Below are 14,803 nucleotides of genomic sequence, written 5' to 3' on the forward strand. Positions count from 1 at the left end.
CAGTTGTTGACCGAGTGTTGTACTCACTAAACTGACTTGTTTGATAAAATCCTGATCACCTGGATTACCAGAAGGCATACAGTAATGTGGTGTTAAGCTTATTGTTTTACTATATGTATATTGCCTTCTTGAACTATCGACTACGGTGAGTGTGACCTTATAGGGACCATCTTCCTTATATTGATGCTTTATTAATGCAGATGAATTAGTTTGAATTTGTGTAGCGCCATCACCAAAATCCCACTGCCACTCCTCAAAAGAAGAACCATTGACACGTCCCCACTGGTGACTCAAATTAGTAAAGGTAACTTCACGATAAGAGACACTATAGTCAAACAAAGCATGGCTACCAGTATTACTCAGCACGTAAACATCTACTTTAGCAAAAGCAGACATAATTTCTTTTTCAAGCTGTTCGATTGTTTTTCCTGCTAACGCTGTATCTGCAACATCCAAGTTTTTTGCTTGATCTAACACACACTGTGCTGCTTCAGTAAAACTCGGATAGTCACCCCAGCAATAAACTGCTGCACGAGCAAATAATTCAAATCCTTCTAACGGTGTCCACTCATCATTGTCATTAACAAGGTGATAAAATGCTTTATTAAAAACACCTGCTGAATAATGCCCATTTTGTTGCCAATAATGATGCTTCGCACTATCAATCGACTTACCATCTTGAGACGGTTTTTCAAAATAACGAGCTGCTTCACCTTGTTTAAATGATTCTTTATTGAATAACCAGTCGTTCAACTTCGTATTTTGTGTTTTCCCTAATAAATACTCTGCAGCTTCTCCGGCAATATCTGCGAATGACTCACTGATACCAAATGAATGACCGGCATCTCCCTTAAGTCTTGAATATGTTTCAAGAAAACCATGTGCCAATTCATGCGTAACAGAGTCTAACGAAACTAAAGGATAAAAATATTTATCACCATCTCCCAGGTTAATATACTCTCCATCCCAAAACCCATCATCTAAACCAGAACCTGAGTGTACACGAATCTTTACGGGTTTCTTTGTACCCCCTCTCTTACCAAGTGGACCATTGTATATAAAGGATAACTGGTCAAATAATTGATATGCGACCTGACCATGAAACTGAGCATCATTTTTAACCCCATAAGCTCCGTTAACCAGACTCTCATTGTGTTGGCCTGACATAGAACAGGTATAACGATATGGTACAGTAACGGCATTATCTTGGCTTGCATCCAGGGTTTGTACATTGTCATAATCCATTGTACAAGTGCTTACCCCATCAAAGTTAACTAAAAAAGTGTTTGCTTCTAATGCCGTATCAGTGTGACTCAAGGTAAATGGTTGACTATACTGACGGTAACCAACTTTCTGATTCCCTCCCGAACCACTACCAGCAATACGCATACTTTCGTATTTAATAAGGTTTCGACTAGCAATAACTGTTTGGGTATAAGGATCTATAAAAAGTTTTGCTCTAATTGGCTTAATAACAGAAGGAGAACGCGCTAAAAATTCAATTTTATAGCTGTAATACGCCTTGTTATTTAAAGCAATATAAATAACTGGTTTAGCAGTATAGTGAGTTAGTTGCCAGTCACTTACTGACTGTTGTCCCTTCAAATAGTTTTCAATAAGCCATAATTGTACTTTTTCTATAGAAAACTCAGTAGGCTGTATAATCGATGGAATATCCCTTTCAATCTTTTTAAATAGATTTTGATAAAAAACCTTACGGTTACCCTGGTCGTCACCTTTGGTAATAATTAAACCAGCACCCTCAATCTCTATTCCCTTGAATATTTGTTGGTAATACTTATATTGATCACTTTGCGGAAAGTGATTATTTTTTATTACTTTAAGTGCAATTTTATTTTTTGACTTTTCGATAGAATAGTTCAGAAATGCAGATCGGTTAGTTTTGTCTAAAAAATATAATCGACCATTAGCAATACTATATGTACTCTCTTCTAATGGTTCTAGTCTTTCTGCAGATATACTATTGAAAGATAACAGCAAAAGAGTCATCAAAAAAAGTAGATGATCCCTCATTAAAGCCCCCTGTATTAGCCTTTATACTATTAGACTCTTCTTTTTTCCGTATTTATATTTTTTTATCAAAGCCACGCTACCCTATCCCTTTATTTATTTCAAGCATTTTCCAAGCAGAAAGCTATAGACTTTAGTCTATTTTTTTAGCACTTCCTTATATATTCTAATGGGTTAGCAAATCATTATTGACTCATATCAACTACCTATATTAATCATCTAGATTTCAACCATTTTTTATAGCTCTATTTTTTTTTAGCAATTCGCGCTTTCAGATATAATATGCCTGATACTTAACTTCCGTTAAAATATGCTGAACAATTAAACTATTTAATGGCCAATAAAATATTAGCTATCAAGCTCTCGCTGAGAAAAGTATTATTCTAAACACCTCATCTCCAATGACACACTTAACCGCACCCTCACTAAAGCAGATAACGGAAACTACCACCAAAATGCACGTATTATTCCTAAAGTCATCCAAAATGAAGTCTTTAGGAACGTTCGCAAAACGAAATGGTCATAGGTTAACTACATAACCAAGTATTTAACAAAACTAAAATCATCCTGATATACACTAGGTCAATCACAAAAACACTCACTAAGATGAGTATTGCTCAAAGTATACTCACCGCGAAGGATTTTTTGAGGGCTAGTCTGGTCTGTTAAGACCAGCACTAACTGGATGGGTATATTCAAGTGATGGAAGTCAAGAACACAGACAACAACCCCCTTTGCACCCTAAAGGGATAAAAAAGATTCGTGAAGGGTATAAGTTAACTCATACCGGCTTAGCTATAATGTCACAAACTGATGATAAAGAAAGATGGTGGAAAACCACTCATCTTGAAGAAAATCAGGGTCAAACCTGGAACTTTGGTTGTTTAGAGTTGAATATTTTACGTCTGATGCATGAATGGCAAGTACGCTTTAATCACACAAATGTAGCTCTAGAAGAAGAGCAAGATCATGTTACTACAAAGTTTGAAAATCAGAACCTAACTCGTTTCAAAGCACTTAAGCGATTTGTAGTTGCTCGAACACAAAGTCAAATAATAATAACCCCAGTGTTACCTGACCGTAATATTGTTGTCAAACCATTTGACCGAATTATGTTATTACCAGACGAACATGTCACATTGTACATCAGCATCGTGCTGTGGTTTCGTATTTGCACTGGTCATAATAGAGTATTACTCTGTCAAATTCCCATAAGAGCCCTTTCTGATACATGGTTTGGTCCAAACACACAACTTGGACAATTATGTTACGCCAGTAAAACGCGGGCAGTAATTAATAAGAACCTTATTTCAATAAAACCCTATCGTGCTATTATTCCTGTCACCATTGTGAATAATCAGTCTCACATGTTATCCATCGAGAAAATTAATATCCCAGCGCCTACATTAGAGTTAAGGCAAAATCAAGAAGGATTGCTTTGGACTACAGGTATAACGTTAATCCAAACAAAATCAAAAAGTGAAATAAAGCTTGCCGACCCTAAAAATGAATACTCGACACGCTTTTCCCAATGGGAGTTAATCAATGCCGCAGAAACTCCTTTAGAGGAAGGCTTAATATCCAAAGCCTACAATGTCTTTTTTTCATAAGGACTAAAAAGATAAAATATGGAAACATTGCAACGTTTAACATTTAACCAAATTGCCTTCAGCATTATTATTGTTATTATTGGTTTTTTCTTGGCTAAAATTGCATCTAAGGCGATAGTCAAACTAGGTAAAGACAAACTTACTCAACATCAAACGTTGATATTCCAACGTATAAGCTATTACCTCATTATTTTACTTTTTCTGGTAACAGCACTGCAACAAATCAATGTTGACCTTGGTGTTATCATCGGGGCAGCAGGCATACTGACTGTTGCAATTGGTTTCGCATCACAAACTTCTGCCTCAAACGTAATCAGTGGACTATTTTTAATTGGAGAAAAACCATTTAGCGTTGGTGATACAATTAAGGTTGGCTCAACTGTAGGTGAAGTATTATCTATTGACCTGCTGTCAGTTAAACTTCGTACCTTTGACAATCTATTTGTTAGAATTCCCAATGAAACAATTATAAAGTCAGAAGTCACAACACTTACCCGGTTTCCTTTGCGACGATTTGATTTAGCCATTGGCGTTGCTTACAAAGAAAACCTGGAGAAAGTTAGGACAACTTTATTAAAAGTAGCAGAAGATTATAACCTATGTTTAGAAGACCCAGAACCTCTATTTATGCTATTAGGCTTTGGTGACTCATCGATTAATATTCAATTCTCAGTTTGGACTCAACGTGAGAACCTACTAGAGTTAAAAAATGGTATTATAGAACGCGTTAAAAAAGCCTTTGATGAAAATGGTATTGAAATACCCTTCCCTCATCTTTCACTTTATACTGGATCACAAACCCAACCCTATCCAATCCAGCATATTACTAAACAGGCCAAAATTTAAAATCGCTTACTACTTGAAAGCGCTTATAAAAAACTATGTGTACATATCAAAAGACCAGCAAATTTCCTCCGAACACGCCGTAAATCCATCCCTGGAGGCTTGACTGCCGCGTCCTTGCGGCAGACAGTTCGGTTGAAATCAGCAAGTCTTTTTCACTTCCTGCCACGATGTCAGTAATTACAAACTATTTTTTATACACATTACAAATCGATCCTCTACATTTCTAAGCTACCTATGCGGCAGTAAACGACTATTATCGTACCAATTCCTAACACTGTATTTTCTAAGCTACCTATGCGGCAGTAAACTAGAGATTTTTATAACTAAGCCAAGTTTTTAAGGAGCTGACTGACTGTTCGTGCAAAAATACCCTTTTTGTAGCCTATCTTATAACATATTGATTTTATTATGGTTATTTATTGACTTAAAAAAAGGGTTCATCACACATAGCTACGGTAGAATACCAAACACTCCTGCTTTCATGAAGCTGACTATAAACCTTCATAATGACTAATAAGTTTTATTTACTTTCCCGTAAATCTCTCTATGTAGAGCTATCAGCATATAACAATGTTTGCAGCTTGGTGGTGGATTGTTTATGAAGCCGATGCAGGGAGCATCGGTAGCGACAGAGGCCAAGGACGGCCTTCTGGCGTGGCGGAATAAATGATCCGACGCCAAGCATGAATATTACTGTTCGCCTCTCCCCCTCAAGTTAAATTATGATGTTAACCCAAAATATAATATAGGCTTCATTTAACACATATAGTTTATTCCATAATACAAATGCAAATGCTTTTGCAAGTTGCGCGTTCTTTACGCCTGTCCTTTAGCCGTAACAAAAAATATAAAAACATCAAAAACAATAAAAAAAACCAAAAAATAACAACAGGAAATAAGCATGTCAAAATCATTTCCAACCCACCTCTACTGCAAAATTTTTCTTACTGATAGCACATTATTACTATGCACTATTTTTAGTCTTTTATATATTAACTGCAGTATCGCTTCCAGCCAACCATCAACCAAAGATATATTGCCAATAGTAACTCACACAACTTCTCATTTAACTACTCACTTAACGAGCAATAAGATAGTGGATCCTTTTGACCAGTTTAACCATACCAATGTAGGAAAAGTTTTACGATTACAGCAACAGTTAAATCTCGATATTCCAATGAGTAAAGCCAACTTCTGGGGCACACATAATAGTTACAACACTAAAGCCTGGCAATATCCAGCGCCAAACCAAAATCTCCATATCAATGAACAACTCAGAATGGGTGCTCAATTTCTTGAACTTGATGTCCATTATATGCGTTTTTTTGCCTGGGAAGATTTTGATACTTATGTTTGCCATGGCACAGGGCCAGATTTACACCTTGGCTGTGTTTTAGGTGCACAACGTCTTGAAGATGCACTTTTACAAGTAAAATATTTTATCGAAAATCCAGCTTATAAAGACCAGGTTTTAATTATCTATCTTGAAGATAAAGCTTATAAAGGTGGTCATAACGATATTTATCATGAACTGAAGAACGTGTTAGGAAGCTATATTTATCCCAGTGGCGGGTGTAAACCTATTCCCGATATGTTAACCCCCAGACAACTATTAGATGCAGGTAAACGGATTATTGTACAAAAAGATAATGGTTGCGCTACAGATGAAAAACTTAAATCAATAGTGTTTTCCAGCCTGGGAAGTATTAAACGTAAATTCGAACAACGGGCAGGATGTATTAAATGTACCAATTACACTGCACCGCAAATCGCACAAATGGTTGAAGGAACTGACAAAATCCAGCCACACGCAAATATTATTGCATTAGATTTAATTCATACTCAAACAGCAGATATACCAGGATTAGCATGGAGTTGGCACTACCCTTCAGATGAACCTAAAAGTACATCGTCAACATTAGATTGCGCTGTACAAACTAATACCCCTAATCCTTTTTATCAAGGTGGTGCATGGCAAGCAAGTCATTGCAGCGAATATCATTATGCAGCCTGTCAAAATAAGATATCTGGAACATGGGCTATAAGTTATGAAAAAACGTTTTTTAACTCAGCTCAAACATTATGTCAGCAAACATTTGGCAAAAACTATCATTTTTCTGTCCCCACCAATGCTCAGGAAAATTTAAAGCTTACTAAATTAAGACAACATAATAAAAATATATGGATTAATCTATCTGATTCAGCTCAAGAGGGGTACTGGGTTATACAAGATAATAGAGTTTCTTCAAACCGTAATAGTCAATAGTTATTTCATCAGGTAGACTCCTACCAAGGTTAAACTTGTTTTATAAGCATTTTGGCAGGAATTTACCGCTTTGAGTTTAACCTTTATAGCCCATTGTGAAAGGAATACCACTCTATCCCTTAACAATGACGGTAGGAATATTATAAAAATCAGGAAGATATAAAATGAAAAATACACTTTATGCTGTCTTGTTTGCCAGCTTTTCACCTTTCGTACTTGCTGATAGTCAAGCCATCGAACTCGGAGATCCCGAGCCAGCAATGACTGATGCATCAATGGAAGTGAATTCAGAAGTATTTTATGAGGAAGCAATGGCAGACAGAATTACAATAGCGTCTGACCGAATTACAATATTTGCATCCAAATCTACCCGAGGAAGAACCGTTAGCATTCCTCAATTTAGAATTGATGAATTATGTGGCGACATTGATGGTTGCCAATTACGTATGGCTATGTATAACTGGGATGGTAAAGGACGTACCGCATCAAGATCCAATTTATTTTACTATAACAAGACTAATCGTGCCTGGCGTGCGGAAAATGGTGATAAGCAAGGTACTGACTTCAATGGTAAAACCGAACATATAATGCAGTCTTGGTCATGTTATTTTACTGATGGTACTTACCGTAACTGGAAGAATACTGGTGACTCAGCAATTGGGTTCAGCTTGTTATCTTGGAATCAGTATAACGCAGATTGTCGTTTAACAATTATTGATTAACTTAAAGTCCACTAAACATTTTATAATAAACCATAGAGGCTATCTTTTTAGCCTCTTTTTCATTTCTTTCTGTACCACTTCATATTTAACAGTAGAGAATTTCAGCCCTTTGCTGAAGGCTATAAAAACCCCTGGTTTCATTTAGCCTCAAATCAAGCCTATCAACATTTTTTCCAACAGATCGGCTTTAAAGTAGCAAAAAGCCAAATAGTTACCACAACAACAGAGATTACATGTCCTGAGCAAATAGGGAATGCATTTATGTCAAGCCTTCTTTGCACAAAACAATTACTCATGCCACTTACCCAAGGATTATAAAAAGCGTTTCAAAAAACGTTTTAGTCGTATTACTGAGCAAAACCAGATAGATCAACTGAATTATAATCGACTGATAATAAGCCTATTTTTGTAATACTGATACCCATAACGAAGGGTATATTCGTTATGGGTCATTTGCTTTTTTCTTTGCCACTAAAAATGAATCATACCCACCCTTGGTGTTTGAATACTTTTTCCATAAAAGAGACAGGCATATTCCCTACACTTAAGAAGGCTTCATGAAATGCCTGGTCTATGTGTAGAGTTGAATCCAAGTGTTGGTGTTTGTTGACAAACGCTTCTTTTAATGCCCACACCAGCTTGTTACCAGTGAGATAACTTAAAGGGTAACCTCGCTCCATCGAGTACCAATTTAACTCTGCTTGCACCCGACCACTGGTAAAGCCTGTCACTTTTTGCAATAACTCTCCCGCCATAGCGAAAACATCTTCACCCTGGTAACTCAAAGGAATGCCTACATCTAAATATTTTTTATCCCCTGTCATAAAGAACAAATCAATAGCCACTCGTGCACCAATACGGCAAATATCGTGTTTTGCAATAAAACGTGCTTCATCAGTCAGCTCTCCCATGTAGCCTATATCCAACATATAGTCCTCTAACATGGTCGTCCAACCTTCTGCTTGATCCCCCGTAAACATAATTCGTCGCATTTTTCGTGAGTGTGTTGTACTGGTTGCTAACTGTAAATGATGGCCAGGTATTCCTTCATGAATCATCATCACAGGAATACCAAGTAGTGTGTGTTCATCCAGCAAGTCATCCCGTAAAGTCAAATGAATCAAACTAGTACGGGTACCTTCACGTAGGGGTAATGGTGAACGCATAGCGCCTGCCGGAATAACAGGTTCTAAAAATTTAGGCGTTTGCTCTATCAGCATTTGCTGATCATCAAAAATAGGAAACAACTTTCGTTCATCAATGAACTTAATTATTTTAGCACTTTCCTCCCGGTAAAAATCGATGACTTTATCGACTGACTGTCCCTGTAAATTAACTTGAAAACGCTTATTTAAAAAGTCATGCAATTGTTCTGAGGTGCTATCCTCTGGCAATTGATATTTTTGGTTTAATTTTACCGTTAATGACGCTATTTGCTGCCTGGTTTCTTTCAAAAAATCCACTGCAATTTTATGCAATTCATCAAAAGAAAGATTAATACCTCTATTTTTAACCACCTGCTCAGCATCATCCACTGACAACGCAAACTGATCTGTCGTTTCTAATGCTTCAAGCTTATCTTTATAACCCTCTAACGCTTCTGCTGCTGTTCGAAGGTTTTGCTGTAAACGATGCAGATCGGCATATTCATGCTCTACAGCCCACACTTCAATAGCAGAAAACAATGTTGGCAATGAATCGACCATCTCCAAATCGACTTGCCGCCACCGGGTAACAGGTATTGTTAAACGCTGCACCATTGCATCCAGAAACTCCGGCACATGAGATAAACGCACATTGATATTATCTAAACGTTCAGCAGGTGATCGTGGATCATCAACAAACAAGGTAAAAATACCTTCACAAATATCAGCACCCGCAGTCGGCTTTTGTACAAATTCAATATCACCATTAATACGCCGTTCATAGCAGTGAATACAACTTTTCAGGGTAAGTTCTGCTAAATCAAGATCTACCCGCTGATCAAAGTCTGTCGTCTTTTCTTTTATTTTCTTAAGCTGTGTTAATAAATCTTTAGCCTTATTCGCCTTTGTCAGTCCATAATGGCGTGAAGGATCAGGCAGCTCATTCAGTTTATATGCTAATCCAAGACTTAATGCTTGATTGGGGTCTTCTGCTAAAAAGTCAATTAAGGTATTTTCAAACTGCTTAAAGGTATCCATAAGGTTATCTCGCTTGTTTATTTATACCCTTCGCGGTGGGTATTTTGTTAGAATCATCATCTATACTACACTACTTGTCTATTACCCTTAAATCAATCAACCCTGGTCTCTACTGCTACTGCTTACGGTGCCCCCACCAGCACCTGTTTCACTACCCCATTCAAGCACTGCAAACCCACAATATTTTGCTATACCTCAATCATGATTAAATGAACATCTGTGGTAAACAAAGGTGCTTTAGAAAATGGCTTTTATAAAAGTAAAGTTATATGTGTTTGCCCTGCCCCAGTGCCATTACTACTTGGCCTCTTATCTGTAGACGCATACAATATGCCCCTCAGTTAATGTTGGTGTCCTTGGATATGCCGCCATTAGCAGCCCTAACGCTTAAGATTTACATTAAAGGTCATCCGTGTGGTAGATAGCATTAATAAAGTTGTAGACGTTGTGGTCATTGGTGCAGGTGCTGCAGGCTTAATGTGTGCTATCACTGCAGGCTATCGAGGTCGTCGTGTGTTGGTGTTGGATCATGCGAATAAGCCTGGGAAAAAAATACTGATGTCTGGGGGCGGTCGCTGCAACTTTACCCATTTACATTCAACCCCTGCCAACTATTTATCAGCCAACCCTCATTTTTGTATTTCAGCGTTAAAGCGCTATACCCCCTATCACTTTACCGAGTGGGTTGAGCGTCATGGTATTGAGTACCACGAAAAAACACCTGGCCAACTATTTTGCACAGAAAGCAGCAAAGCCATTCTTAACATGCTGTTAACTGAATGCGAATGGGCTGGTGTCGATATTCGCCTAAAATGCAGTATTGAATCTGTTCAAGCAATTCACGCTAAACAATCTGCCCGCACAGGTTTTAAGCTCAGTACATCAATGGGGGTCGTTCAGTGCGAGTCGCTGGTGATTGCTTCTGGAGGTTTATCCATTCCGACGATGGGAGCATCACCATTTGGCTACAAAATAGCAGAGCAGTTTGGCTTAAATGTACTCCCCACACGAGCAGGCTTAGCACCCTTTACCTTGCAGCCAGATGACCTTGCGCGACTGTCACCCTTATCGGGCGTGAGCTGTCCTGTTGAGGTTAAACTCAACTGCCATGCCTTCAAAGAACCTATGCTGTTTACCCATAGAGGACTCAGTGGCCCTGCTATGTTGCAAATTTCAAGTTTTTGGCTACCAGGACAAAATCTGCATATCGACTTACTACCTGATACCGATGTCTTGGCTGAACTGAAAGAATGGCGACAACAGTCTCCTAATAAGCGTGTCGAATCATACCTTACAACCAAGTTACCTAAACGACTGGCTCAGACGCTTGTTGAATGGCACCAGTGGGATATTACCTTCCAACAATGTTCCAACCAGCGCTTAAATGAAATCACACAAGCACTAAAAAATTGGAAAATTAAACCCAATGGTACAGAAGGTTATCGTACCGCAGAAGTCACTTTAGGTGGTGTCGATACCGATTGCCTTTCCTCAAAAACCATGGCCGTAAAAGACCAACCTAATCTCTTTTTTATTGGTGAAGTGGTTGATGTAACGGGTCACTTAGGGGGCCATAATTTTCAATGGGCATGGGCATCAGGGTTTGCTGCAGGAAATGAGGCTTGATTAAAATACAACCGGCGTTCACTTAACAATGATTTAGGTAGAACAAAAAGGTGGAGTTGCAATGGTTTAATAAGTTTATAAAACAAGTTATAGCTCTATCACAAACACTGACTTAAATAAAACATCCGTCGTTTACAACAGAGCTACATTCTCTACATTAATTATAAAAGATCAAAACTATGATTAACAATTAATCTGATTTCATCTCGGTCTTGATCATCGTAGTTGGTTCTAAGCGATGCCATTCTAAGCCTGAATTGTAAACCTTTTAGCGTACCACTTTGCAGGGTATAACGAGCCTCGATATCTCTTTCTGACTCTTCACCTCGTTTGGATTCACCACTAATACCCAGTGCCGCTTGAGAGATACTGGAGTCTAAATCAATGTTGTCTCCTTTAATATACCGCGTCATAAAACTTAACCCAGGGAGACCCACACGACCAAAATCATAATCAAACCGCACTTGCCAGCTACGTTCATCTTCATGGTTAAAATCATAAAGCTGAGCAGAGTTCGCGAGGAAAATCGAATCAGAGTCAGCAATATAATCGTACATCGAATCACCAGTAATGATTTGGTAGGCAACAGTAATGCCTGCTCCACCTTTACTTAATTTAACACTGGCACTGCTGGCTTTATTATCTCGATCAGTGTAATCAGGGTCAGTTGGGTTCCCATCATTAATGGTGCGATAGTGGACCAAATCCATACTTAACGCGACATCATCTGCCAAAGAAAATTGCTGATTATAGTTGTAATAAAACTGTTTCCAGATGTCATTGTATTTTGAGGTATGAAAACTAATACTCGCGCTATCGCTTAAACTATAATCAAAACCCACAAAGCTAAAGCTATCTGAGTCTCCATTGAAACCATATTCTGTTGTTTTAAAAGATTCAAAGTTGCTGCTGGCTTTATTCTTAACTTCAGTAAATCGTCCACCACTGATTGTTAAATTATTTACATCAGTCGATTGAATACTTATACCTTTAAAGGACTGTGGTTGAGCACGCGAATCACCATAATAAAAAAGTGGTGATGTAGTGAGCTGACGCCCCCACTTTATTTCAGTATTTGCATATTTTGCTTTAAGCAGAGCGACGCCAAGAGAAGCATAACTGTTTGCGTTACCATCATCATCCGTCACTAACAAACCTGTTCCTGAAGTTCCCTTACCAGAATCCAGTTTAGTGGTAGTAAAAACGGATGCATCAACACCGAATACATCAGCCCAATAGCCCGATTCATAGTTAACAAAGAATGATTGCGCCCATTCTTCCCGATAACTTTGCCCTTCGTCGTTATGACGAAAATCACGGTTAAAATAATAATTACGTAGTTGTAAGTTTAACTTTGAATCATCAATAAAGGTATCAGCGGTTACTCCAGTTATAGTAAATAACTGTGTTGCACAGAGTGTTGTGCAGAATAGACATTTGTTCAACTCAGATACTCCAGATATCTATTATAGATTTCAGCTTCTTGGCGATTGCTTTAATACTTCTGTTTTTTATAGGGATAATAATACGCCGTTAATCCTTCTCTTGCACAAACAGTTTGACGTATATTATTCAGCCATTGTTTGCCATTGGCGTAGATCGAAATACCACAGAAGTTCATTGACTAATATGTTTAGAGGTGTCCCTATGCTTGCATATTGAGCATAAGGATATAACCAATACAAAAGGTGACATACAATAACAATACTCGCAGTATATCAGCTTTCCTTACTCACGTTAAATGCTTTAAAGACACAACACTTTTTATAAGAATAAAGTGTGATCACCTTAAGAACTCCACAAAAAAAAGCCCCTATCACTATTTTGATAGATGCCGATAAGTGTTTTTCTTACCTCTTATTTTCCAGCTTAATATCATCTTTCCACTTGTCTACAATATAGTCAATCAAGTGACGTACCACTGGCATCTGATAACTGCGGGATAAATAAACAGCCCATAGATAACTACTGGGTATATGATAATCTAACAGCAATGGGACAAGTTGGTTGGATTGGCAGTATGGGTTAGCCAAATCACAGGTTAAACGAATAATACCCTGGCCACGAATGGCTGAGCTGACAAGTAGGCTGAGATCATTCGCTTGAATATTACCATTCACCAAAACTGAATAGCTTTTATTATCTTTAACAAAATCCCAATGTTGTTTCCTCAAGTGAATTAAACAATTATGCTGGCTGAGTTCATCAGGGTGAACAGGTATACCATGCTGTTGCAGATAAGCCGGAGAAGCACAAATCACTGCGTCAATAGACATCAACCGCCGTGCAATAAGATTCTCTGCGGGTTGAGCCGTAAAACGTAATGCGATATCTACCCTTTCATCTACTAATAATGAAAGATGGTCAGATAATAATAAATCGACACTGACAGCAGGATGAATTTGTGTGAATTCTTCAACGACATTAAGCAGCAAACAATGCGCCAAGCCAATTGGAGTGGCAATCCGAATCGTCCCTGATAATGATTCAGTCAACGTTTGTGCCTTCATTTCCATTTCTATCATTTCGCTCAACATTCGTTCGCAATGCAGCAAAGCATCTTCACCAGCCGAAGTCAGGCTGACTTTCCGGGTTGTACGGTGTAATAAGCGTTGATTTAGCCAAGACTCTACTTCCTTCACATGCCTGGACACTTGCAATCGACTTAACGCCAGCTGGTTAGCAGCCTGAGTGAAGCTACCCGTTTTAGCCACTTCTACGAAACTACGAATTGCGATTAATCGGTCCATTTCAGCTTATTAGTAACCTATATAGATACAATATGTATCATATTAGTGTATTTGTTGCCTGAATTGTATCCATTAAGCTGTAGCCACTCTTAAATGAATTTCTATGTGGAGAAACAAAATGAAAGTTGCAGTATTAGGTGCATCAGGTTGGGTAGGTAGCCACATCGTAAAAGAAGCCAAACAACGAGGCCATGAAGTCGTTGCCCTGGTCCGCGACCCAAGCAAAACAAACTTTACCGATAGTGAGGTTCACCCACTCAATGTCACTAACCTTGATGATCATAGTCTGGCAAAAGCCTTAAATGGGGTAAACGTCATGATTTCCGCTATTGGCGGAAGAGCTGCAGGTAATCATGAAATAGTGGCAAGTACCGCAGTAAAATTACTTGCTACATTGCCAAAAATCGGTGTTGAACGTCTACTTTGGGTGGGTGGTGCAGGTAGTTTGGAAGTAGCACCTGGCACGCCTCTCGTCAGCACACCCAATTTTCCTGAAGCGTATAAGGCTGAAGCGATAGCACAAAGTGAGGCTTTAGATATTTTCCGTAATAGCACCAGTTCTTTAAATTGGACATTTATCAGCCCAGCAGCCGAGTTATTCCCTGGCGATAAAGAAGCACCCTATCGCATTGGTGGTGATGTACTATTGGTAGACAAACAAGATAATAGTCGTATTTCTGTCAGTGACTACGCGGTAGCTATGATTGATGAGCTTGAAGTCAGTAAATACCCTCGTCAACGAATTGGTGTTGCTTATTAATTATTGAAA

General features: G+C 38.4%; 10 protein-coding genes. 6 read left to right on the top strand and 4 right to left on the bottom strand.

The genetic code is table 11. From position 1 onward, the window contains the following. On the bottom strand, positions 1 to 2,034 hold a 2,034-nt coding region (locus tag KCG35_RS18895; RefSeq protein WP_215821422.1), incomplete at its 3' end, for a M4 family metallopeptidase. Between the two features lie 797 nt (positions 2,035 to 2,831). Here KCG35_RS18895 and KCG35_RS18900 point away from each other — a divergent pair. The 4 genes from KCG35_RS18900 to KCG35_RS18915 all read left to right on the top strand — a co-directional run bounded on the left by KCG35_RS18900 (position 2,832) and on the right by KCG35_RS18915 (position 7,475). Further along, positions 2,832 to 3,641 carry a DUF432 domain-containing protein gene (locus KCG35_RS18900; protein ID WP_215821423.1) on the top strand — a complete coding sequence of 270 codons (810 nt, stop codon included), beginning with the start codon at positions 2,832 to 2,834 and terminating at the stop codon, positions 3,639 to 3,641. A gap of 18 nt (positions 3,642 to 3,659) precedes the next feature. Continuing rightward, positions 3,660 to 4,487: a mechanosensitive ion channel family protein gene (locus KCG35_RS18905; protein WP_215821424.1), complete on the top strand. Its 828-nt coding sequence runs from the start codon at positions 3,660 to 3,662 to the stop codon at positions 4,485 to 4,487. A 901-nt stretch (positions 4,488 to 5,388) separates the two neighbouring features. After that, positions 5,389 to 6,753: a phosphoinositide-specific phospholipase C-related protein gene (locus KCG35_RS18910; protein ID WP_215821426.1), complete on the top strand. Its 1,365-nt coding sequence runs from the start codon at positions 5,389 to 5,391 to the stop codon at positions 6,751 to 6,753. 164 nt (positions 6,754 to 6,917) lie between these two features. Then, positions 6,918 to 7,475, top strand: a complete 558-nt coding sequence (locus KCG35_RS18915) for a hypothetical protein (protein ID WP_215821427.1) — start codon at positions 6,918 to 6,920, stop codon at positions 7,473 to 7,475. Between the two features lie 482 nt (positions 7,476 to 7,957). Here the strand turns inward: KCG35_RS18915 and KCG35_RS18920 are convergent, their stop codons facing one another. After that, on the bottom strand, positions 7,958 to 9,658 hold the full coding sequence (locus KCG35_RS18920; RefSeq protein ID WP_215821428.1) for a DUF885 family protein: 1,701 nt from the start codon (positions 9,656 to 9,658) through the stop codon (positions 7,958 to 7,960). 414 nt (positions 9,659 to 10,072) lie between these two features. Here KCG35_RS18920 and KCG35_RS18925 point away from each other — a divergent pair, with 414 nt between their 5' ends. Continuing rightward, positions 10,073 to 11,284, top strand: coding sequence for a BaiN/RdsA family NAD(P)/FAD-dependent oxidoreductase (locus KCG35_RS18925; RefSeq protein WP_215821429.1), 1,212 nt, complete (start codon positions 10,073 to 10,075; stop codon positions 11,282 to 11,284). Between the two features lie 161 nt (positions 11,285 to 11,445). On the opposite strand, the gene KCG35_RS18930 is transcribed toward KCG35_RS18925, so the two are convergent. Together KCG35_RS18930 and KCG35_RS18935 are read right to left on the bottom strand one after the other, a co-directional pair. Beyond that, a complete protein-coding gene (locus KCG35_RS18930; protein ID WP_215821430.1) occupies positions 11,446 to 12,729 on the bottom strand; it encodes an OprD family porin in 1,284 nt (427 codons plus the stop codon). 405 nt (positions 12,730 to 13,134) lie between these two features. Continuing rightward, positions 13,135 to 14,034: a LysR family transcriptional regulator gene (locus tag KCG35_RS18935; RefSeq protein ID WP_215821431.1), complete on the bottom strand. Its 900-nt coding sequence runs from the start codon at positions 14,032 to 14,034 to the stop codon at positions 13,135 to 13,137. A 118-nt stretch (positions 14,035 to 14,152) separates the two neighbouring features. On the opposite strand from KCG35_RS18935, the gene KCG35_RS18940 reads away from it, so the two are divergent. Then, positions 14,153 to 14,794, top strand: a complete 642-nt coding sequence (locus KCG35_RS18940) for an NAD(P)-dependent oxidoreductase (RefSeq protein WP_215821432.1) — start codon at positions 14,153 to 14,155, stop codon at positions 14,792 to 14,794. The last annotated feature ends 9 nt before the right edge of the window (positions 14,795 to 14,803 follow it).

This window comes from Zooshikella harenae, assembly GCF_018837975.1.
Classification (GTDB): domain Bacteria; phylum Pseudomonadota; class Gammaproteobacteria; order Pseudomonadales; family Zooshikellaceae; genus Zooshikella; species Zooshikella harenae.